Consider the following 21,421-nt stretch of genomic DNA (forward strand, 5'->3'; position numbering starts at 1 on the left):
CTCACCTTCCTAAATCAACTCTTTTCATACTGATCACAAATTTCTTTTGTCTCTCCCACCATCTGCACCTCCCCATGCTCCAGCCACACGACCCTGTCGCACATCTCCCGGATCTGCTGCAAGCTATGGGACACAAACAGCACCGTCGTGCCGCCGCTCATCAGTTCCAACATCCGCTTGCGGCTTTTTTCCTGAAAGTCCGCATCGCCCACAGACAAAATCTCGTCCACGATCAGAATTTCGGGATTCACCACCGTGGCGATGGAGAAGGCCAGCCGGGCCAGCATACCGGAGGAGTAGTTCCGAATGGGCACCTCGATGAACTGCCCTAGCTCGGAGAAGGCCACGATCTCGTCGTACTTGGACTGCAAAAATTCCTCGCTGTACCCCAGAATGGCACCGTTGAGGAAAATGTTCTCGTGCCCCGTCAGGTCCATATCAAAGCCGGAGCCCAGCTCCAGCATGGGGACGATGTTGCCGTGGCTGGTCACGCTGCCCTCGGTGGGCTTTAAAATGCCGGAAATTACCTTCAAAATGGTGCTTTTCCCGGCCCCGTTGTGGCCGATGATGCCCATGACCTCGCCCTTGTACACGTCAAAGCTGGCGTGCTTCAGCGCCCAGAACTCGTTGGTTTTCAGCTTGCCGCTGAGCTTGCGGGTGACGAACTCCTTTAGGGACAGAATCTTGTCGTCCGTCAGGCGGAAGCGCATGGACACGTCCCGCACCTCGATCATTTTCTTTCGCTGGCGCTCGGCATCCCGGGCCTGCCGCTCCCGCAGTTCTTTTTTCGTTTCTTTCCTCATGCTCGCCACCTGTTACAGATAGAGGACAAACTTGTCCTGGGATTTTTTGAAGACAACTGCGCCGATCACCAGCGTCACCAGCGCAATGACCGCGCACTGAGCGTACATCACCGGTTCCGGGGAGATGCCGTCGATGATGCAGCTGCGGACGAAGGTCACATAGAGGTACAGCGGGTTCAGCTTCACCACAGCCTGCACCCCCTCCGGCAGGGCACTCACAGGATAGAAGATGGGGGTCAAGTACATCCAGATGGTGGTCAGCACGCCCCACAAGAACTGAATGTCCCGGAAGAACACCATGGCCGCCGCCAGCAGCATCCCCAGTCCCAGGCAGAACAGCGCCAGCAGGAGCAACGGAATGGGCAGCAGCAGATACGCCTTGGTGGGGACCAGCCCGGAGATCAGCGCCACGGCAAACAACGGGATCAAGGAAATCAGCAGGTTTACCATGGAGGACATGATGCGGGTCAGAGGGTAAATGTACTTGGGCACATAGACCTTAGTGATCAGCCCCGCATTGCCCACGATGGAGGTCAGCGCCATGCCGCAGGACTCAGAAAAATAGCTGAACACCACGTTGCCGCACAGCAGATACACCGGGAAATTCGGGATATCGAACTTGAACATATTGGAAAACACCACATACTGCACCAGCATATTCAGCAGCGGGTTCAGGAAACTCCAAAACACGCCCAGCACCGAGCGCTTGTACTTGGCCTTAAAATCCCGGTCCACCAGCTGCTTGATGAGAAAGCGATACTTCTGCACCGCCACCAGGGCATTGGCCAGGAAACTGTGCTTGCCCTGGGTCCACTTCCGATAGACCAGCAGCAGATACAGAGCGATGACTGCGCCCAGAGCGGCGGTGAACTCCCAGTAGTGCAGGCCGGTCCAGATGTAGTCCTCGCCGGTGACGGAGAAGCACAGAACCCCCTCGGCGGGCTGGCTGTTCATGGTCAGGGAGAAGGGCGTCTGGCCCTCTTTCAGGTCCTCATTCAAGGCCGCTGCGCCGCTGACGGACATCAGGGGCGAGGCCGCTACGCCGGGGGCGGAGTCGGCGTACACCCGCAGCAGCAGGGGCGTGTTGTACAGCCCCTCAATGGGTTCGTCCGCCGTCATGGTGGTCAGGCCGCCCTCCTGGATCTGGGACACGTCGAAGGTCTTGGACAGCACCAGGGACCCGTCGTTCTGGTTGTACAGCTCCATGGTGGCCGTGCCGCTGTTGGGGCGGTAGTAGGTCCCCCACTGGACGCTGACCTCCTGCAACCGCTGGACCTCCATGGAGAAGGTCTGTTCGATCACCGCCCCCTGCACCAGCTCCACGGTGCCCGCCTCGGCGACGGGCAAAGCAATGTCCCCCCGGGACTCCCGGAAGTGGAGCTGATGGCCCATGAGGAAATACAGTAAAATCACCAGCGCCATGTAAATCACAATGCACAGGGCGCAGATGCGTTTCAGGTTAAAACTTGGCTGTTGTTCGTTTGATTTCATAAAATGCGTTTCCTAATCTGATATTTCTGATATTTTTTGTGGGCCTTATTCCCACCCCACGCTCAACTGCTCCGTCTCCAGCTGCCGCTCATAGGCCTGCCGCACCAGCAAATCAAAGTTCGCCTCAATGCCGGAAATCGTCGTCTTATACAGCTGCCGCAGGGCACGAATGTTGCCCTTCTCGGCGGGCACCTTGGCCTCCTGGGCCAGCTTTTGGATGAACAGGCTGACCTGAGTTCTGGCGATGGCGGAGCCGTCCTTCTTGGTGAAAATCATGCCGGAGGGATGGCCGTTCTCCCGGGCGTAGCGAAGTAAATCTGCCTGCAAGCTGGCCGGGAAACGGATGATCTCCAGTTTCTTGCCCGATTTCAGGACGGCGTGGCCGGTCTGGACGGCCTCCGCCGTCACCGCCGGTAAATCCAGCACGGCGATCCCTGTGGTGGCGAAAAGCTTGGTCAGAACATAGGCCCGCTCGTCCTCCAGAATTTTGGCGGTCTGGAGCATTCGGACGTACTCCTGGCGGGTCAGCGCCGGGGTGTCGAACTCCTCGGCGGGAAGCTGCTTGCTCACCTGGAACTCCCGGCAGCCCATGCTCTCCAACAGGGCGTTGATGGTGGAGACCTTGCTGTTCACGCTGCGGACGGCGTAGTGTTCCGCCAGTAGCTGGTCCCGCCAGGCTTGCAGGGTGTCCTTGCCCACCAGCTTGTCTGCCGAGAGAAAATCATAGAACTGCCTTAAAACCCGCTCGCAGCTGCGGACGCTGTCCTCCCGGCGGCCCTGGGCACGGAGCTTGGCAGCGTAATCCGCCAGAATTTCCGGCGTCAGCACCGCGCCGTCTGCCGTCCGGCGGAGCAGCGCCGAATCAATTTGAATCGTCTCAACGTGTAGCCGTCCCATTGCTCAACCCCGTTCGTTTTGGACGTAATTGTTGTTTAGCAGTCTTACAGAGCTGCACCCACAAAAAGGTGCAAAAACCCACGGTTAGGATACCACTTCCTGCGAAAAAAGGCAAGCATTCTGTAAAATTTTACAATCAAAAACAGAGCCGATTCCTAGGAATTTGAACCGGCTCAATCATTTTTTATCACTTTTCGCCCTGCAAATGTCTTGCAGGGCGTTTTTTGTGCTGTTTTCAGACAAGAATCGCCTGTTGCATTACAAAACAACAATTATGCAAATCATTGGACCAGCCCCAGCTTGTCCAGTTGCCGGAGGTACTCTTTTCCCGTAGACATGAGGTAAATTCGGGTGGTTTCAATGCTGCTGTGCCCCAGCACATCCGCCAGCCGGACCACGTCGTGGCAGGAGCCATAGAAGGACCGGGCGAACAGGCTGCGGAGGTTGTGGGGGAACGCCTTGCTCCGCTCCACGCCTGCCGCTTCGCAGAGGGCCTTCATGCGGGTCCAGATAGATTGTCTTGAAACAGGTAAACCGTCTTGGGTGAGAAATAGCTTGCCCGAGGCGATTTTTTGCTGTTTGGCGTACTTTTGCAGCTTCCGGCATAGGCGGTGGGGGAGCAGGATGGTCCGAATCTTGCCCTTTAGGGCGATTTCTGCCACGCCCGCTCGCACCGCCTCCACGGTGATGTACTTTAGTTCCCCCACCCGAATTCCGGTGGCGCAGATGGTCTCCAAAATCAGCTCCATCCGCAGGTCGCCCTTCTCATGAGCCGCCTGGACCAGGCGCTGGTACTCCTCTTTCGACAGGTCCTTCTCCGATTTGCGGAACATCTGCCGCTGGAGTTTCAGATATTTGACTTTGCAGTCCTCCCGGCCCATGCAGGTGAAGAATTTGTTCACCGCCGCCAGCATGGCGTTTACGGAGATTGGACGATAACCGGCCTCAGCCAGCGCCGTCTTCCACTCCATGGCCAGTTCCTTGGTGACCGCCCGGCCATCCGCCCACTCCGCAAACCGGGTCAGGGAACGGAGGTAGGCCTCGATGGTGCTCTCCTCCCGCTCGTCGTGGCGCAGGTAGTCCTCGAATTGGTCAAACGCTTGCTCCGTCAGCTGCAATTTCTTCTTCATATCTAAATCCTCCCAGAAAATGTGGTGAATCTATTGTAACAGCGACGGGCGGGTTGGGCTGACTCAATTCCTGGTGGCCCCCAGCAGGCGATCCTCCGGCCCCGCATCCGGGTTGGCTACTTCAAGCGCCGTCGGCTCCATGTTTCGCGCCCGCATGGCCATCACAAAAGCGGTGGAGCGCGGAACGCCGAGCATCTCGGAAATCTGTGCGTAAGACACACCTTTGCGGTGCCATTTCAGAATGGACAACAGCAACTCCGTCTGTTCGATTGCCTGGCCCTCCGTCAGCTGGCGGCCCTGGCGATTCTTGAGGCTCGTGCGGCAGACGGAGCAAATGCCGTCTACCGCCGAAGTCTTGCGCTGGCCGCAGCGGATGCAGAGCTTGCAGCCTTTTAACTTACGGCAGCAGCTGCATAGGCCGCTGGGGTGGGTGGTGCGGCGCTGGCCGCAGCGGAGACAGATGGGGGTGGTTTGGGGTAACATGGATGCTCCTCCTCTTCATAACATATTTTCTTGGAAACCGCCATGCCGTGCAGGGAAATCGCTTGCTGTTCGCGGTATGACTTTACTAAAAATTATTGGAGATACTTCTGAATGCTTAGTTTGGCACTTTCCAGCACATCAAAAATGACATGCCGTTCCGCAGTGCTGAACCCGGCGAGGATATTCTCAAACTTTGCCGGTTCGACCGTTTGAGGTCCTAACAGCTCATCGACAGTAACTCCCAACGCTTGACCGATGCGAATCAGTGTTGTCATTTTGGCGTTGGCCTTCCCGCACTCAATCCTGCTCAATTTTGCGGGAGTAATCGGAACCTGAGCCGCTAAATACTCCTGTGACCAGCCCTTTGCACACCGCTCTTTTGCAATCGCAGTTCCTATCAGCCGCAGCAATACCTCGGATTTTTCTGTAGCACTATGATTCATCCGGAAGTTCTCCCCTCTCATTCAGGCTTTTATAAAACAATTTAAAATTGTTTTTCTATAAAATAATACATTACTATTTGTTTGTCAAGTGGAAATACAATTTTGAATTGATTTTTCTCGCATTCCTTGCTATCCTCATTTTAAATCCAAAGTTCTTTTCTTCCTGGAGTGTGATATACATGGACGCAACTCAGAATACCTTCTCTCAAAATTTGAACCATTATCGAAAGGCAAAAGGATTCAAACAAAAGGAGCTGGCAGCAGTGCTTCACATTTCCGCTGCCGCTGTCTCCTCTTGGGAAACCGGAACCAGTACCCCGCACTTAGAAACGCTCTATAAAATCTGCGATGTATTGGACATCTCAATTTCTGATTTGCTTGGCATTGAAGATCACTATTCCGGCGATGAACGCGCTTTAATCAGCGCATATCAAGGGCACCCTGAAATGCAGAAAGCAGTCAAAAAATTGCTGGAGATAGATTGACCGTTTCACAAATCCACAGTCGTTACCTTAAACGATAGCGATAGAAATTTTGTCGGAACATTATCGGAACAAAAAGGAACATATTCATCATTGACTTAGAATTCAACTGTGTTATAATAGTACCATCCAATATTTTAAAAGCCACAGATTACATTATTGACAGCGATTCTGATTTCCGCATCAGAGTCGCTTTTTCATTGTGAAAAGCCATGCCGTACAGGGATTCAATTTGCCCTGTGCGGCATGGCTATATTTATTTCTGACTTCTATAATTTTTTATATTGAATGGAGGTTCTCAAATGAACAGCTTAAAATTTGGAGTATACAAATACCACATCGTATGCGCTGACGGCGCGCTCTTGCGGAAGCAGCTGATTGTCCTTCAGGACGAAGCCGGGGGCATCATCGGCTGGACTGACTTTCACCGATACGCCCGGGGCGGAAAAAGAGCCCTATCCCGAAGCATCGATGCAGGGCAGGATAATCGGTGTGTCTATGTTGCGCAGCTCTTGAACTATGTATTTTTTCAACGCTATCACATCAAACGACTTATTGATATAGAAGCTGTTATGGTCAAGGATTTCCTTCGGGACTACGGCCTGTGCAGGCTCCCGGATGATGGCGCAGATACACATCGGGCAAAGAATACGGTCAATCTCTGCATCTCGGCTGTGATTGATTTTCTTGATCTGGTGATTGCCGATCATCCGTCCTGCAAAATGAAGGTATCCGACCTTTATCGCACCGAAAAGGTGTTTGTCCGAAAATCCAGACGATATGTCGAAAAGAAGGTCCCGGTTTTCGAGATAAATTATCGCCCCAGCAGCAGAGCGATATTCCGGGATATTCCCGAAGGAGCGTTTCAGATTATCATGGACGAGATTGCGCGGAATCATCGGAATATCCTGATGCTTACCGCATGCAGCGCATTTGCTGGGCTGCGTCCGTCGGAATGCTGTAATGTCCGGCGTGCGGATTCGGTGCTGGGTCCCGGTCTCGACTTTGAAGTCATCGATGGGGAAGTCACAAATGTGACCATTGACCTTCGAACCGAGTTCAACCTGCGCTCTGATCTGGTCAGCGTCGGTGGAATCAAGAAACCGAGAAAGCAAAAAGTATATCACGCTTTCTTGAAGGCGTTTGTTGATTGCTACAACACCTATATAAAATATATCGAAGGCAAACCTTATGAATCGGCCTACGGGGCGCTGACTAATACCTCCGTGGGGAAGGCTTACACCTATCCTGCATATCGCGCAGCCTTTCAGAAGGCGGTGAAGGCCTGTATCCCGACGATGCTCGCATCCGACGACCCCCAAGTTGTCAATTATGGCCACCATTTGCAGAAAACCCACATCAGCCCGCACATTCTGAGGCATTGGTACTCTATCAAACTCGTGCTGTACGGCGAAGATGTCGCGGGACTGATGTACTGGAGAGGAGATACCTCCCCGGAGTCGGCACTGCCCTACATCACCGGCAAAAGCGAGCTGGAGAAGCAATATAAGTTGGTCAACAACGAGGCATTTGACTACTTGTTGTGGAGAGCAGGCAAGATTGAGGAGGAAAAGCATGACTGACCTAAAAGAATATATTCTGTCCATTGGCAGCAGCTACGGCATTGTCGATCCGAATTTTTTGTTCCGCGTATCTCAACTTCTGGTAAACAACCAGTGGTACGGGTGTCGTCCGGTCAGCAAAGATGGCAAACTGATGTTGGAAGATGACCAAGCGGAAAAGATAGGGCAAAACATCTCCGCATACTGCGAACGATACCATTTGTCCAGCAAGGGCAAAGCAGATTATCTGGTCGGCGAACTGGCATCCATCCTGCCGAAGACTGCCCGAATGCTGACCCGCTACGCAAAAGAGAAGCAGCTGACCGACAAATCGCTGCACTACCTCTCAGATTTCCTTCTCTCCTACCTGCCTGGGGAACTGCACGAGTCAACCGATGCGGAAGTAAGCGCCTTGATGGAGGATGGATACCAGGTCCTGTCCAAGATATACGGCGATCTGCTTGCCGATTTCGCAAATTGGATGCACAAAAAGGCAAAAACTGTATATAAAAATCTCTACTTCATGGAGAAATATTCCGACGATTCCGATGCCAGCAGCGCCTATGACCCAGATTACTACCTCTCCATCCTGTATCATCTGTATAACAGCGGATACATCGAAAAAACCGATATGTACGCCCGCGCTGCTGCGTCGAAGAACTACGCAGACACTTGGCTTTTTCTATCTCTGCACTTCCTGTGCGCGCTGCGGAACACAGACTTAGAGCGAATTCCCCATCCGAGACTTACCGACACGCCAGAAAAGATACTGGAAGAAATCGAAGATGGTACATTTTCGGATGAATCAGCCCGAGCGGTTCTCTACTCTATCCTCTGGCATCTTGATGTCCTCCGGCTGACCCCGCACAAGACGCAGGGAACATCCGGTGTCGGTACGATCAAATTCTTCGTACCGGAAAGCGTGGAAGTCCATATCGGCATTCTGTTTGCTGCGGCGGAAGCCCATTTTCAAATCGCGCACGAGGAGCAAACCAAGCCGCTGGTCCGCAGGATATCCACCTATGAGGACATTACACGGTACATGGGTGATGAGATTGGGGACCTGTTTCTGGAGGCAAATTTTCATTCACGCGCTGCGAACAAATCGTATCTCCAGATGATTTGCGTCCTGACCGATGAAATTCTGGGGGTCAATGACGATTTTCATGTCAAGGGCTATCTGCTCGCCGCCCTTGCTCGGTCCCATAAGGGCTCATACGGCGATTTCGCCAAGACGACCAGTCTGTATCTGAAAGATGCCAAAATGAGTGGGTACACGCCGGAATTTGTAGCCAGAGAACTGTTTGAGCGCGGCGTGCTGTCGATGAATGTCTCCATGCTCCTCAAAATGCTGCTGGGAGAAGATTATAATCGGCTATCCGTTGAGGGGCAGACAAAGCTTTTGAAGGAGGTCCAGTTGTCCCCCGGAGATGCCGAACGGTGCGTTGCCGTGATGCAGCAGAGTATGCGGAAATCTACAGAGCTTGTCTCCAGCATCTATACCCACTGTTCCAAGGAAGAAATCCTGGAAATCTTGCACCGGATCGGCAACGGGGATGCCACCTCCAAGTGCGGCTCCTGTCTGTGCTTCATGACGGCTTTCGGGAAAGGTTGTCCCCACCCCGAAATCACGAATTGTCCCCAGTGTGAGTATGAAATCAGCACCAAAATGACTATGTATCTGATGGTGCGGGAGGTAAAGCGTCTCAAAAACATATGCCAAACAACGCCTTACGAAATGGAGCGGCAGCGCAGCAGGGCCATTGTCCGGGACATCATCTTGCCCGGAATCGACGGAATGCTGCATAGCATGGACGAAGCCTACGGTCCGCACGCCAGAGAAGCACTGGAGAAAATTATCAAGGAGACCAAATAATGACAAATGAACATTTTTTGACCATTACTGTCATCCCGGAACTCGACGAATTAACAATCAACGATGCAAGAATGCACTTCTTCGCCTATAAAGAGAAAGGCATTGTCAGGACGGGACTGTTTGACGAAGACAAATGGATTTTGTCCGATGAGAGAGACAATCGTGGATTTGATTTTTCGTTGGACGAAGCAAAGTTTCATGATTTTGGCGCGCAGTTCCATTTGACTTCCACCGAATTCAAGCAATATCTGAAAACATTTATCGTGTGCAATCTGGGAAATCTATCTCTCACCTCTCTACAGCATATCATTCTCGCAATTAAAAGGGTGGTTTACGCAGAAAACGGAGAGATTGCATCTTCTCTATCCGAGTCAGAATTGCCGTGGCTGCATTATGTCACAGATTTCCTCTCCATGTTACCCACAGAAGGGCGCAATGAAGCGGTAGATGCTCTGCTCCAGCAATGCGATGACAGATGGGATAGATTCTGCTTCTCCAGGGCCGGAAAACAGCGCACTCTTGCAACCTTCGAGAGCTATTTTCGTTTCCACGACGTTCTAAAGCGCTTCTGGGCCGAGTCGGTGAACGAAGAAGAGAAGCTCTTTTTCTTCCCTGTCTGGCTGTGGTGGAACATTACGGGCGTTGTTCCGATGCGTCCACACGAGTTTGTGTTGACACCACGGGACTGTCTGGAGGTCGCAGACGGGAAATTCTACATCACCCTCCGCAAGAACAAAATCAAGGGGTCTGGCAAGACCAAGGGCTACCGAATCAGCGAGGACTACCAGAACGTCAGGTATCAAATCCCCGCACAGCTTGGCAAAGAAATCCAGTGGTATCTTGCTAAAACCCGTGATTGCAGCGACACGGAAATCGGGACCCTGTTCGCAACCGCCATGCACTACCGGATGTGGCAGCGGAACGCACCCTATACAAGCCGCTATTTCACCTACACGAACTTGAAAACTTGCCTGCGGTATTATTACAAAGATATTTTGCAGGGTCGCTACGGCTATCGTGTACTGATGAATTATGAAGGGACCGTTCTGCCGGAAGATGATGTGATTGAATACATCCGCCTTGGAGATACCCGCCATATCGCACTCATCAATTTGATTGCAGAGGGCGCGTCTCCTGTGACGGCTATGCTTCTCGCAGGTCACGACAATCCAGCCATGTCGGCGCATTATTACTCCAACATCTCCACCCTCGTCGAGTGCAGGGTATACAGACAGTACCGGAAAATGATGAGTGGAGAACAGGTATACGCCCTGAGTGGGCCGCAGAGCAAGCTGTGTGTCGGCCAGGCCACCCCTTGCTCCTACGGCGGGGCCTGTTATTCTTCCAAAGTAGCACATCATGATTACTCGGATTGCTACAGAGTGACCGGGCCGGAGGGCGAGATGGGGTATTGCCCGAATTGTGACTATTACAGGGATAATAACAAAGGGTTTCACGATGCCAAAGACATCTATAAGAGACGGATTGAAACCGAATGCAGCGTCCTGCACGAAATTGTAACTCAGGTCCGCCGTGGGCGCGGCAGCACCGAAGAGATCGCCAGCATCCTAAACCGGCTGAGCAGCGCTGCCTATTCCTATGAGCAATATCTTTTGGAAACGATGGAGGTCAAACATGCCAAAGCAAAAGTCGATTGAAGATAACGAGCTGATCCGGCTACTGGACGAATATCGGCTCAACAATCCAAACATCAAGGTCACGATTCCGGCGTTCGGTACATACATCCGCAGCAGGGGCTATGATGTGCAGGACCACACCATCCGTCGGCAGACCGGATTCCGCGAATATCTTGAAACCGTGAACCAAGGGTCAGAGGAAGTCATCTACTCTGACCTTGTCACCTATCAAACGCTTGACGTAGATGTGTTTCTTTCGGAGCATCGCACACGCGAGAGCCTGAAAGAGGCACTCATGGTCCGGGACAGATACTATGCGCGGATCGCTGCTCATGCAGCCGAGGCGATTTCCGCCCGAAAGAAGGCCGAAAAAAGGGCGCAGGAGCTGGAAGTACACTGTTCTGAGCTGGAAGAACACTGGAGCAAGGTTCAGAGAAAAGCTGTCAACGCCGAATTCAAGCAGAAAGAACAGGCTGTCGTCAAGATGAAAAAGCTGCTCGATGACTACATCTATCCCGATGCGGCAAACGCGATTTTACAGCGGGAGGGAATTCTCGAAGTGGTAAGCAGTGTCGTTCCGCAGAAGCAGATGGAAAAGCATATGATAGGGGCTGACACTGGGATAGGTCCGTTTGAATACGATTCCGTGAACAGTCTGCTGGGTGATTTTGATAACTGATATGGATAAGAACGCAAAAAAGAAGCTAAAAAATGCAAAGCGCAGCAGCATCTCGGCTGTCGATGCCTGCCCCGAGATTCTTGACTGGGTGGACAACGAACAGAACGACGACATTGACATTCATTCCCTCACCACCGGTTCCAATGTCAAAATACATTTCCGATGTCCAAAATGCGGAGCCAAACTATATCGGGAAATGTATCGTTTTCTGATCAAACAGGCAGACGGGAGCTACCGTGTTCCCGTCTGCCAAACCTGCTCACCAACCGTCCCTAAAAGCAGAGTATGGCTCACCGACGCAGTCCCGGATATTGACACATACTGGAACAATGAATTAAACGGCGGGCACAAGCCCTCGGAATACTCCGCCTCGTCCAGCGAAAAGGTGTGGACAAACTGTCCCATCTGCAGAACGCCTGTCAAACGGAATGTGCGGTTTACCTGGGCTCCGGACGAGAATGGAGTTGGTCGCGTTATACACTGCCGCACTTGCGGCAAACGGAAACCGGACAACACTCTGACGGAAGTGTTCCCAAGCATCGTGGATTACTGGGTCTATGACAAAAACCGCCACAAACCCGAGTACTATACCATATCGTCCGGGAAAAAAGAGTACATTCTTTGCCCAGACTGCGGCAAGGAGCGATATATTGCTATCTGTGACGCACTGACGCAGGACAGCGATGGCACATATCGTGTTACTTCCTGCGTGGAATGTGCCCGAAAAAAGCAGCTTGATTTGCGCCGCCAAAAGGACAGTAATATTGTAAAGGCGTGCCCAGAGGTCGATCTGTACTGGGACGAGAAAAATGAGTACGCGCCCAACGAACTGACATTGTATAGCCTGACAAAGGTATACACACATTGTCCCACCTGCGGAAAATTACTGCATCGCAAGGCGGCCAACACATTCCGTGAGATTGACGGTGTCTGGCATGTATTGCGCTGCCAGAGGTGTGCCGCGTCAGAGGCAGACAAGCGCCGCGCCATGCTAAATAATGGTCCTGTCATTTTGGAATGTCCCGAACTCGGGGAGTGGTGGGACAGCAGAAATGAGATTGGACCGGACAAGGTCACCAGAGGCTCCCACTATGAGGCTTACCTCACCTGTCCCGCCTGCCACCTGCACTTACGGAGGGATATTCATACATTCGTCAGCACGCACAGAGATGGCCGTCTCCTCCCCGTTGCCTGCCCTGTGTGCGGATATTCTTCCAAGGGTGACCCGGAAGATAATCTGCTGAAGGTCTGCCCCGAAATTGCAGACTGGTGGGACTACGAAGCCAATGCGCCCTTCCGCCCGGAGCAGTTTACGAAAGGTTCGCAGTTCATGGCTCACTTGAATTGCCCGGACTGCGGCATGGATTTGTACACCGGTATCCATTCCTTGCTGCATACAGATGAAAACGGCAATATTGTCATCTCTCACAAAGGCCGATGCCGGAAATATCGGGCAATGGAAAGTGAGAACAACCTTGTAGCCTGCTACCCGCAGGTGAAAACATGGTGGGATTACGAAGAAAACAACCCCCATCTTCCCGAGGAATATACTCTTTTTTCCGCCAAGCCGGCGCATTTTCAATGCCCATCCTGCGGAACCAAAACACATCGTCGCATTGTGGACGCATTCGTTCTGGATGAGCATGGTGTCCCGGTGTTATTCAAGTGTCCCTATTGTTCCGGCGCAAAGGCAACCCCCGGTGTCAACTCTCTGGCAGCTCTATATCCAGAGCTTGCAGCGGAATGTCTCTCTGCCGATGAACCGGAACGAATCTTGGCATCTTCTTCCTCCCGAATGAAATGGAAGTGCCCGGATTGCGGAGGGCAATGGTTTGACCTTGTGTCCAATCGGGTCAACGGAGCAGGGTGCCCGTATTGTGAGGATCGAAGAGCGCTAACCGGATATAACGATTTATCAACCGTAGACCCAGAGTTATCCCTGGAATGGTCTCCTAACAATGAGTTGGGCCCGGAAGAGGTTCGCAGAAGCAGTCCCGCTCCTGCTCTTTGGAACTGCCCCACATGTCATGGTGAGTATAGCTATATTATCGCCGCTCGTAAGGTTGGGGATGACGCTTGCCCGTATTGCAGGGGCAAGAAAATTCTGACAGGCTACAACGATCTAGTCACCGTGGACCCAGAGTTATCCCTGGAATGGTCCCCCAACAATGAGTTGAGCCCGGAGGAGGTTCGCAGAAGCAGTCCCGCTTCGGCTCTTTGGAACTGCCCCACATGCCATGGTGAGTATAGCTATATTATCGCCGCTCGTAAGGTTGGGGATGACGCTTGCCCGTATTGCAGGGGCAAGAAAATTCTGACAGGCTACAACGATCTAGTCACCGTGGACCCAGAAGTTATCCCTGGAATGGTCTCCTAACAATGAGTTGGGCCCGGAAGAGGTCCGCAGAAACAGTCCCGCTTCGGCTCTTTGGAACTGCCCCACATGCCATGGCGAATATAGTTCTATTATTGCCGTTCGCAAAGTTGGAGACGATTCCTGCCCCTATTGCAGTGAAAGAAAGCCATCCCAAGGCTATAACACACTACAGGCAAAGCATCCTGACCTGATTGCCAAAGAGTGGGCGGTCAACGAAAACACACTGATTGGTCTGGACCCTGACCGTATTCTTGATTCCAGTACCGAGCCAGCGTGGTGGAACTGTCCGCAGTGTCATCATCCCTATATCATGTCCCCAAAGAACCGGCTGCTGAAACTGAAGCGAGGTCACAATCCATGCACTTTCTGTAATGGAAGGCGCATCCCCAGTCCCCGCTTCATTCTATAGTAAAATGACACTTCCAGAACGCAGCAAAACAGACACCAGTTCAAATCTGGTGTCTGTTTTGTTCATTCCTTCGCAAGCTGGATTTTTCAGTTTACTCGGGAATAATGTTCATTTTTTGGTCAAATCCGAAAGAAAAAATTTTTCGGTTATAGTTGTTCGCGATCAAGTTGTCTCTTTACAGTTATAATTTAAACTTACAGATGCAGCACCCGCGCTTTGATCTCCTTGGTCTTGCCCACGTTCCAATAGTTTTCGCCCAGATAGCCGCAGGTGCGGCGGGTGACGTTCATCTTGGCCCGGTCCTTGTTGTGGCAGACGGGGCACTCCCACTGGTTGTCATCGTTGATGATGATCTCCCCGTCGAAGCCGCACACCTGGCAATAGTCGCTCTTGGTGTTGAACTCGGCGTACTGGATGTTGTCATAGATGAAGCGCACCACTTCTTTCAGCGCCTCCAGGTTGTGGCGCATGTTGGGGATCTCCACATAGGAGATGCACCCGCCGGTGGAGATCTTCTGGAACTGGGACTCGAAGGTGAACTTGTGGAAGGCGTCGATGTGCTCCCGCACGTCCACGTGATAACTGTTGGTATAATAACCCTTGTCGGTTACGTCGGGGATCGTGCCGAAGCGCTCCTTGTCGATGCGGGCGAAGCGGTAGCACAGGCTCTCCGCCGGGGTGCCGTACAGGGCAAAGCCGATGTTGGTCTTGGCCTTCCAGTCGTCGCAGGCCTTGCGCAGGCGGTTCATCACCTTCAGGGCAAATTCGGTCCCGCCGGGCTGGGTGTGGCTCACGCCGGTCATCAGCTTGGTCACCTCGTACAGACCGATATAGCCCAGGGAGATGGAGGAGTAGCCGCCGTAGAGCAGGGGCTTGATGGGCGCGCCCTTGGGCAGGCGGGCGATGGCACCATACTGCCAGTGGATGGGGGAGGAGTCGGACCGCACCTGCTTCAGGGCATTGTGGCGGCACATGAGGGCCTGATAGCACAGGTCCAGGCGCTCCTCCAGCAGGGACCAGAACTTGTCCATGTCCCCCCGGGCCAGGATGCCGATCTGGGGCAGGTTCAGGGAGACCACGCCCTGGTTGAAGCGGCCCTCGAACTTATAGTTGCCATTCTCATCCTTCCAGGGGGACAGGAAGGAGCGGCAGCCCATGGGGGAGAACACGTTGCCCTCGTAGTTCTCCCGCATCTTCTTGGCGGAGATATAGTCGGGGTACATCCGCTTGGCGGAGCACTTTACGGCAAGCTCGGTGATGTAGTCATACTTGCCGCCCTTCAGGCAGTTGTGCTCGTCCAGCACATACACCAGCTTGGGGAAGGCGGGGGTGATATAGGCCCCGGCCTCGTTCTTGATGCCCTCCAGGCGTTGGCGCAGCACCTCCTCCACGATCATGGCGTTCTCCTCCAGATAGGGGTCGTCCTCCTGAAGGTTCAGGAATAGGGTGACGAAGGGGGACTGGCCATTGGTGGTCATCAGGGTGTTGATCTGATACTGAATGGTCTGTACGCCGGACTTCAGCTCGTCCCGCACCCGGTCCTCCACCAGCCGCTCCAGCGTCTCCGCATCGGCATGACCGGCGCAGTCGGCCTCGATGTGGCGGCGGAACTTCTCCCGGCTGCGGCGGAGGTATTTGCCCAGGTGGCGCAGGTCCACCGACTGGCCGCCGTACTGGTTGGAGGCCACGCAGGCGATGATCTGGGTCATCACGGTGCAGGCCACCTGAAAGCTTTTGGGGGACTCGATCAGCTTGCCGTTCATCACGGTGCCGTTGTCCAGCATGTCCCCGATGTTGATGAGACAGCAGTTGAAGATGGGCTGGACGAAATAGTCCGCGTCGTGGAAGTGGATGGCTCCCTCGTCGTGGGCCTTGGAGATGAACTCGGGCAGCAGCAGGCGGCGGGTCAGGTCTCGGCTCACCTCACCGGCGATGTAGTCCCGCTGGGTGGCGGCGATCATGGTGTTCTTGTTGGAGTTCTCCTCGGCCAGCTCCTGGTTCTCGTTGCGCAGCAGAGACAGGATGGACTCGTCGGTGGTGTTGGCCTTGCGCACCAGGGCCCGGTTATAGCGATAGATGATATAGGTCTTGGCCAGGTGGAACTTGTTCTCCTCCACCAGCCCCTGCTCCACCTGGTCCTGGATGTCCTCCACCAGCATCCGGGGGCGCTTCAGGGCCTCGATGCGGTCGATCACCGCGTCGATGCGGTCACGGGGCAGCCGCTCCTCGGGGGCTACCTCTGCATTGGCCTTCTCTATGGCACGGACGATCTTGCTCCGGTCGTAATCGACGATCTTTCCATCTCGCTTGATGACTTTCACGGTGCGCACTCCTCTCAAATTCTCTCCTTGGTACAAAAAACACGCGCAAAGTACATGGAAAACGGCGGCAAGGCTGCCGCCGGGAAAATCTGTTGGGACCCACTTGGGGTACCGGAACTGAAGTATACCACGCTTTGCCTCGTTTGTAAATTGTGCGGGTCTACAATATCTTGTGTCCGTCCGCTGTATAAAAACCAAGCAATACAATATGTATTCGGAAAGGCTGTTTTCCTGCAAACGGTTGGGCCTGTGGGGTTTGGCGTGATTTTCCCGGTGGTTGCCGACGGAAAAAAAGTGTGATATACTGCAAAAAGTATTCTCAAGCGGTTGGGCAAAATGACCGTTATCCATTTTGATTTTCCTGATACTGGGCGTTATGTAACCCAGTGCTCCAGAGAGGGGGACGCAGCATGTGCGCAAAGGTGGCCGTTGCCATGAGCGGCGGCGTGGACAGCTCCACGGCGGCCTGGATCTTGAAACAGGCGGGCCACGACCTCATCGGCGTGACCATGAAGCTGTTTGACAACGGAGATGTGGGCGTGGAGGGGGAGAGCAGCTGCTGCTCCCTGGACGATGTGGAGGACGCCCGGGCGGTGGCCCGGCAGCTGGGCTTTCCTTTTTATGTGTTCAACTTCTCCCGCCAGTTCCATCACCAGGTGATGGACCGCTTCGCCTGCGCCTATGAGCGGGGAGAGACCCCCAACCCCTGCATCGACTGCAACCGATATCTCAAATTCGGTGCCCTGCTCCAGCGGGCGAAGGAGCTGGACCGGGACTATGTGGCCACGGGGCACTATGTCCGCCTAAGCTATGATCGAGGCAGCGGCCGGTGGCTGCTGCACAAGGCCCTCCACCCGGAGAAGGACCAGAGCTATGTGCTGTATAACCTGACCCAGGACCAGCTCAGCCACAGCCTGTTCCCCCTGGGCGGGCTGTCCAAGGACGAGATCCGGGCCATCGCCGCCCAGCAGGGACTCATCAACGCGAAAAAGCACGAGAGCCAGGACATCTGCTTCGTCCCCGACGGGGACTATGCCGCCTTTATCCGCCGCCACACGGGAAAGACCTATCCCCACGGGCCGTTTCTGGACCAGGAGGGCCACGTCCTGGGGGAGCACACGGGCATCGTGGGCTATACCGTGGGCCAGCGCCGGGGGCTGGGGGTGTCCTCTAACCACGGGCGGCTGTATGTCAAGCAGGTGCGGCCAGAGGACAACGCCGTGGTCCTGTCGGACAACGCGTCCCTGTTCTCTGATACCCTCACCGCCAGCGACGTGAACTGGATACCTTTTGACCAATTAAACGCCCCCCTGCGTCTCCGGGCCAAGATCCGCTACCGCATGGCCGAGCAGCCCTGCACCGTGGAGCAGATATCCCCGGACCGGGTGCAGGTGGTCTTTGACCAGCCCCAGCGGGCCGTTACCCCCGGCCAGGCCGTGGTCTTTTACGACGGCGACCTGGTGGTGGGCGGCGGCGTCATTGAACGAGAAGGAGCATCACTATGAGCAAATCGAAAAAGCGCCACAACAACTCCAGCGCCGCCGTCCGGGCCCGGGCCCGTGACAGCGCCCTGGCGGACAAACAGGTGCGGGACCGCGCCCGCATGGACCCGGTGGCCCGCAGCCTGCTGCTGGTGGACCTGGTCTTCCTGGCCGCCGGACAGATGCTGTATACCCACGGGATGCTGCCCGACTGGGCCTCCGGCGTGGTCAACATTCTTGGCATCATCATGCTCGTTGTCGCCGTGGCCCGCCAGTTCGGCGGCAAGAAGCACGAGGACAAGCTGCGCCACAAATAATAGCCCCCGAAAAAGCCGGGAAAATATCCGGGAAATGGGTTGGAAACCGGCCCGCCGCCTTGATTTTTTGCCCCGGGGGGTATATCATAAAAACAGCGTCTTAAAATCTGTACCAAAGAAAAAGGAGCGTTCACCGTTCATGGGAAAGAACGTATATCTGCCCGGGCTGGCCTTGCTTAGCGGCATCCTGGGGCTGGGACTGCGCCTGTGGCAGCGGCGGGTCAGCTTTGACCCGGAGACCCTGCTGTTCCCCGCCGGCGGCCCCGCCCCCGTCCTGCTGCTGGCCCTGACGGCGGTGGTGGCGGCGGTGCTGCTGCTGGCCCTGCGGCGGGAGGGTCCGCCGAACACGGCGGAGGAGGCCCTCCCCTGCCCCTCTGCCCTGTATATGACCCTGATGGCCGCCGGGGCCCTGCTCATGCTGGCCGGGGGCGCCCTCACCGCACAGGAGGGCTTTTACCAGCTGACGGTCTGGCGGGCCAACCTCGCGGCAGGGTCTGCCACCTATCCTGTCACCTATCCCATCGCCCTGCTGCTGTGCGCCCTGCTCAGCTTTCTGTCCGGCCCTGCCCTGCTGGTGCTGGGGCGGGAGGGCTATCGGGGGCCCATCACCACAAAGGCCGGTCCCTGGTCCCTGGTCCAGCCGGCGGCGGGCCTGGCCTGGCTGTTCGCCTTCCACTTAAACCACGGCACCGACCCGGTGCTCATGGACTATGGTCCCGCCCTGGCGGCGGTGGCTTTCCTGATGCTGGGCAGCTATGAGCTGGCCGCCCTGCGCTATGCCCACCCCCATCCCCGCCGGGGGCTGTTCTTCTGCCTGTTCGGCGTCTATCTGGGGCTGCTCAGCCTGGGGGACAGTCTGGACCTCTTCCGGCTGGCCCTGGCGGCGGCGTTTATCCTCAGCGATCTGGCCGGGGCCATGGCCCTGCTGAGCCATATGGGTCCGGTGCGCTCCGGAGGAGCGCGGCTGGCCCCCACGAAGGAAATTAACAACGAGGGAGATCACAACAATGGAGAATAAAAAGCGGTTTTATATCACCACCCCCATCTACTACCCCAGCGACAAGCTGCACATCGGCCACACCTACTGCACCGTGGCCACCGACGCCCTGGCCCGGTATAAGCGCCTGGCCGGTTACGACGTGATGTTCCTCACCGGCACCGACGAGCACGGCCAGAAGATCGAGAACAAGGCCAAGGAGGCGGGCATCACCCCCAAGGAGTTTGTGGACCGCATCGTGGAGGGCCCCCGGGGCGTGAAGGACCTGTGGAAGCTGATGAACATCAGCAACGACCGGTTCATCCGCACCACCGACGACTATCACGTCCAGTCCATCCAGCGCATCTTCAAAAAGATGTACGACAAGGGGGACATCTACAAGGGGACCTATAAGGGCAAATACTGCACCCCCTGCGAGTCCTTCTGGACGGAGAGCCAGTTGAAGGACGGCTGCTGTCCCGACTGTGGCCGCCCCGTCACCGACGCGGAGGAGGAGGCCTATTTCTTCCGCCTGTCCAAGTACGCCGATAAGGTCCAGGATCTGCTGGAGAACACCGACTTTCTGGAGCCCCGCAGCCGGGTGAACGAGATGGTAAACAACTTCATCAAGCCCGGCCTGGAGGACCTGTGCGTCTCCCGCACCAGCTTCACCTGGGGCATCCCCGTGGACTTTGACCCCAAGCACGTGGTCTATGTGTGGCTGGACGCCCTGTTCAACTACATCACCGCCCTGGGCTATCAGAACGACCGCTATCATGACTACCAGGCTTACTGGCCCGGCGTGAACATCGTGGGCAAGGAGATCGTCCGTTTCCACTCCATCATCTGGCCCGCCTTCTGCATGAGCCTGGACATCCCCCTGCCCAAGAAAGTTTTCGGCCACGGCTGGCTGCTGCTGGACGGCGGCAAGATGTCCAAGTCCAAGGGCAACGTGGTGGACCCCTATCTGCTGGCGGAGAAGTTCGGCGTGGACGCCCTGCGCTTCTTCCTGCTGCGCACCTTCCCCTTCGGCTCCGACGGCAACTTCTCCAACGAGCTGCTGATCCAGACCATCAACACCGACCTGGCCAACGACCTGGGCAACCTGCTCAGCCGCACCACCGCCATGGTGGGCAAATACTTCGGCGGCCAGCTCCCCGCCGGATGTAAGAGCTGGGAGAACCCCGAGAGCTTTGACACGGAGCTCATCTCCATGGCCTCCGCCCTGCGGGGCGTGTACGAGGGCCACATGGAGGCCTATGCCCCCCACAAGGCTCTGGACGAGGTGTTTAAGGTCATTGCCCGGGCCAATAAGTATATCGACGAGACCATGCCCTGGGCCCTGGCCAAGGATATGGAGGCCAACGGCGCTCGCCTGGCCCACGTGATGTATAACCTGCTGGAGACCACCCGCATCTGCGGCATCCTGCTGACCCCCTTCATGCCCGACAGCATGGCCAAGCTCTTCGCCCAGATCGGCGCGGAGCCTGCCGCCCAGACCTGGGACAGCGCCGCCGCCTGGGGCGGTCTGTCCGAGACCGCCACCGTCACCAAGGGCGAGAATCTGTTCCCCCGCGTGGACACGGAGAAGGCCCTGGCTGAACTGGAGGAGCTGGAGGCCCAGGCCCGCAAGGCCGCCCTGCCTCCCCTGGAGCTGGAGCCCCAGACTGAAGAGAAGGTGGACTTCGACACCTTCTGCAAGTCCGATTTCCGGGCCGTGAAAGTCAAGGACTGCCAGGCGGTCAAGAAGTCCAACAAGCTGCTGCGCTTCACCCTGGACGACGGCACCGGCACGGACCGCCAGATCCTGTCCGGCATCGCCCAGTTCTACAAGCCCGAGGAGCTCATCGGCAAGACCCTGATGGCCATTGTCAACCTGCCCCCCCGGAAGATGATGGGCCTGGAGTCCAACGGCATGCTCATCTCCGCCGTCCACACCGAGCGGGGCGAGGAGCGGCTGAACCTGCTCATGCTGGATGACAAGATCCCCGCCGGCGCCAAGATGTGCTGACACGCGCTGATCCTCCGGCCCCCGAGGTTTCCTCGGGGGCCGGTTT

18 protein-coding genes are annotated in these 21,421 nt (G+C 55.5%); 11 read left to right on the forward strand and 7 right to left on the reverse strand.

Annotation, left to right across the window (positions count from 1 at the left end):
• Nucleotides 1-14: 14 nt before the first annotated feature.
• The 6 genes from ACSAMP_RS03310 to ACSAMP_RS03335 all read right to left on the reverse strand — a co-directional run bounded on the left by ACSAMP_RS03310 (nt 15) and on the right by ACSAMP_RS03335 (nt 5,247).
• The gene (locus ACSAMP_RS03310) at nt 15-803 is read right to left on the reverse strand and encodes an ABC transporter ATP-binding protein (RefSeq protein WP_457799498.1); all 789 of its coding nucleotides are present in this window, start codon (nt 801-803) and stop codon (nt 15-17) included.
• A gap of 12 nt (nt 804-815) precedes the next feature.
• Entirely contained in the window at nt 816-2,294 is a 1,479-nt protein-coding gene (locus ACSAMP_RS03315; protein WP_457799499.1) for an ABC transporter permease, read from the reverse strand.
• A 45-nt stretch (nt 2,295-2,339) separates the two neighbouring features.
• A complete protein-coding gene (locus ACSAMP_RS03320; protein ID WP_457799500.1) occupies nt 2,340-3,191 on the reverse strand; it encodes a site-specific integrase in 852 nt (283 codons plus the stop codon).
• Nucleotides 3,192-3,472: 281 nt separating this feature from the next.
• Entirely contained in the window at nt 3,473-4,321 is an 849-nt protein-coding gene (locus tag ACSAMP_RS03325) for a tyrosine-type recombinase/integrase (RefSeq protein ID WP_457799501.1), read from the reverse strand.
• 63 nt (nt 4,322-4,384) lie between these two features.
• Nucleotides 4,385-4,804, reverse strand: coding sequence for a hypothetical protein (locus ACSAMP_RS03330; RefSeq protein WP_457799502.1), 420 nt, complete (start codon nt 4,802-4,804; stop codon nt 4,385-4,387).
• A 92-nt stretch (nt 4,805-4,896) separates the two neighbouring features.
• A complete protein-coding gene (locus ACSAMP_RS03335) occupies nt 4,897-5,247 on the reverse strand; it encodes a helix-turn-helix domain-containing protein (protein ID WP_457799503.1) in 351 nt (116 codons plus the stop codon).
• Between the two features lie 179 nt (nt 5,248-5,426).
• Between ACSAMP_RS03335 and ACSAMP_RS03340 the strand changes: the two genes are divergently transcribed.
• The 7 genes from ACSAMP_RS03340 (at nt 5,427) to ACSAMP_RS03370 (ending at nt 14,269) form a co-directional block, all read left to right on the forward strand.
• Nucleotides 5,427-5,732 carry a helix-turn-helix domain-containing protein gene (locus tag ACSAMP_RS03340; RefSeq protein WP_457799504.1) on the forward strand — a complete coding sequence of 102 codons (306 nt, stop codon included), beginning with the start codon at nt 5,427-5,429 and terminating at the stop codon, nt 5,730-5,732.
• Between the two features lie 299 nt (nt 5,733-6,031).
• Nucleotides 6,032-7,312: a site-specific integrase gene (locus ACSAMP_RS03345; protein ID WP_457799505.1), complete on the forward strand. Its 1,281-nt coding sequence runs from the start codon at nt 6,032-6,034 to the stop codon at nt 7,310-7,312.
• Nucleotides 7,305-9,167, forward strand: a complete 1,863-nt coding sequence (locus ACSAMP_RS03350) for a hypothetical protein (RefSeq protein ID WP_457799506.1) — start codon at nt 7,305-7,307, stop codon at nt 9,165-9,167. Before ACSAMP_RS03345 ends, ACSAMP_RS03350 begins: the two co-directional genes overlap by 8 nt.
• A complete protein-coding gene (locus ACSAMP_RS03355; RefSeq protein ID WP_457799507.1) occupies nt 9,167-10,825 on the forward strand; it encodes a hypothetical protein in 1,659 nt (552 codons plus the stop codon). The genes ACSAMP_RS03350 and ACSAMP_RS03355 overlap by 1 nt, the downstream gene beginning before the upstream one ends.
• Nucleotides 10,803-11,483, forward strand: coding sequence for a hypothetical protein (locus ACSAMP_RS03360; protein WP_457799508.1), 681 nt, complete (start codon nt 10,803-10,805; stop codon nt 11,481-11,483). The genes ACSAMP_RS03355 and ACSAMP_RS03360 overlap by 23 nt, the downstream gene beginning before the upstream one ends.
• 1 nt (nt 11,484) lies before the next feature.
• Nucleotides 11,485-13,860, forward strand: coding sequence for a zinc-ribbon domain-containing protein (locus ACSAMP_RS03365; protein ID WP_457799509.1), 2,376 nt, complete (start codon nt 11,485-11,487; stop codon nt 13,858-13,860).
• 7 nt (nt 13,861-13,867) lie between these two features.
• Nucleotides 13,868-14,269 (forward strand): zinc-ribbon domain-containing protein, encoded by a 402-nt coding sequence (locus ACSAMP_RS03370; protein ID WP_457799510.1) that lies wholly within the window; start codon nt 13,868-13,870, stop codon nt 14,267-14,269.
• A 194-nt stretch (nt 14,270-14,463) separates the two neighbouring features.
• On the opposite strand, the gene nrdD is transcribed toward ACSAMP_RS03370, so the two are convergent.
• A complete protein-coding gene (gene nrdD / locus ACSAMP_RS03375; RefSeq protein ID WP_457799511.1) occupies nt 14,464-16,590 on the reverse strand; it encodes an anaerobic ribonucleoside-triphosphate reductase in 2,127 nt (708 codons plus the stop codon).
• A 410-nt stretch (nt 16,591-17,000) separates the two neighbouring features.
• Between nrdD and mnmA the strand changes: the two genes are divergently transcribed.
• The 4 genes from mnmA to metG all read left to right on the forward strand — a co-directional run bounded on the left by mnmA (nt 17,001) and on the right by metG (nt 21,375).
• The gene (gene mnmA / locus ACSAMP_RS03380; protein ID WP_457799512.1) at nt 17,001-18,095 is read left to right on the forward strand and encodes a tRNA 2-thiouridine(34) synthase MnmA; all 1,095 of its coding nucleotides are present in this window, start codon (nt 17,001-17,003) and stop codon (nt 18,093-18,095) included.
• Nucleotides 18,092-18,388 carry a hypothetical protein gene (locus ACSAMP_RS03385; protein WP_441794982.1) on the forward strand — a complete coding sequence of 99 codons (297 nt, stop codon included), beginning with the start codon at nt 18,092-18,094 and terminating at the stop codon, nt 18,386-18,388. Before mnmA ends, ACSAMP_RS03385 begins: the two co-directional genes overlap by 4 nt.
• A 139-nt stretch (nt 18,389-18,527) precedes the next feature.
• Entirely contained in the window at nt 18,528-19,406 is an 879-nt protein-coding gene (locus ACSAMP_RS03390; RefSeq protein WP_457799513.1) for a hypothetical protein, read from the forward strand.
• Complete coding sequence (gene metG, locus ACSAMP_RS03395) at nt 19,396-21,375, forward strand: methionine--tRNA ligase (protein WP_441794980.1); 1,980 nt, start codon at nt 19,396-19,398, stop codon at nt 21,373-21,375. The genes ACSAMP_RS03390 and metG overlap by 11 nt, the downstream gene beginning before the upstream one ends.
• Nucleotides 21,376-21,421: the final 46 nt, after the last annotated feature.

This window comes from Flintibacter sp. SJQ-8 (assembly GCF_054108085.1).

Bases quoted from the DNA above. Each gene is read 5' to 3' on its own strand.
- ACSAMP_RS03310 (WP_457799498.1), bottom strand. From the start codon at position 803: ATGAGGAAAGAAACGAAAAAAGAACTGCGGGAGCGGCAGGCCCGGGAT.
- ACSAMP_RS03315 (WP_457799499.1), bottom strand. From the start codon at position 2,294: ATGAAATCAAACGAACAACAGCCAAGTTTTAACCTGAAACGCATCTGC.
- ACSAMP_RS03320 (WP_457799500.1), bottom strand. From the start codon at position 3,191: ATGGGACGGCTACACGTTGAGACGATTCAAATTGATTCGGCGCTGCTC.
- ACSAMP_RS03325 (WP_457799501.1), bottom strand. From the start codon at position 4,321: ATGAAGAAGAAATTGCAGCTGACGGAGCAAGCGTTTGACCAATTCGAG.
- ACSAMP_RS03330 (WP_457799502.1), bottom strand. From the start codon at position 4,804: ATGTTACCCCAAACCACCCCCATCTGTCTCCGCTGCGGCCAGCGCCGC.
- ACSAMP_RS03335 (WP_457799503.1), bottom strand. From the start codon at position 5,247: ATGAATCATAGTGCTACAGAAAAATCCGAGGTATTGCTGCGGCTGATA.
- ACSAMP_RS03340 (WP_457799504.1), top strand. From the start codon at position 5,427: ATGGACGCAACTCAGAATACCTTCTCTCAAAATTTGAACCATTATCGA.
- ACSAMP_RS03345 (WP_457799505.1), top strand. From the start codon at position 6,032: ATGAACAGCTTAAAATTTGGAGTATACAAATACCACATCGTATGCGCT.
- ACSAMP_RS03350 (WP_457799506.1), top strand. From the start codon at position 7,305: ATGACTGACCTAAAAGAATATATTCTGTCCATTGGCAGCAGCTACGGC.
- ACSAMP_RS03355 (WP_457799507.1), top strand. From the start codon at position 9,167: ATGACAAATGAACATTTTTTGACCATTACTGTCATCCCGGAACTCGAC.
- ACSAMP_RS03360 (WP_457799508.1), top strand. From the start codon at position 10,803: ATGCCAAAGCAAAAGTCGATTGAAGATAACGAGCTGATCCGGCTACTG.
- ACSAMP_RS03365 (WP_457799509.1), top strand. From the start codon at position 11,485: ATGGATAAGAACGCAAAAAAGAAGCTAAAAAATGCAAAGCGCAGCAGC.
- mnmA (WP_457799512.1), top strand. From the start codon at position 17,001: ATGTGCGCAAAGGTGGCCGTTGCCATGAGCGGCGGCGTGGACAGCTCC.
- ACSAMP_RS03385 (WP_441794982.1), top strand. From the start codon at position 18,092: ATGAGCAAATCGAAAAAGCGCCACAACAACTCCAGCGCCGCCGTCCGG.
- ACSAMP_RS03390 (WP_457799513.1), top strand. From the start codon at position 18,528: ATGGGAAAGAACGTATATCTGCCCGGGCTGGCCTTGCTTAGCGGCATC.
- metG (WP_441794980.1), top strand. From the start codon at position 19,396: ATGGAGAATAAAAAGCGGTTTTATATCACCACCCCCATCTACTACCCC.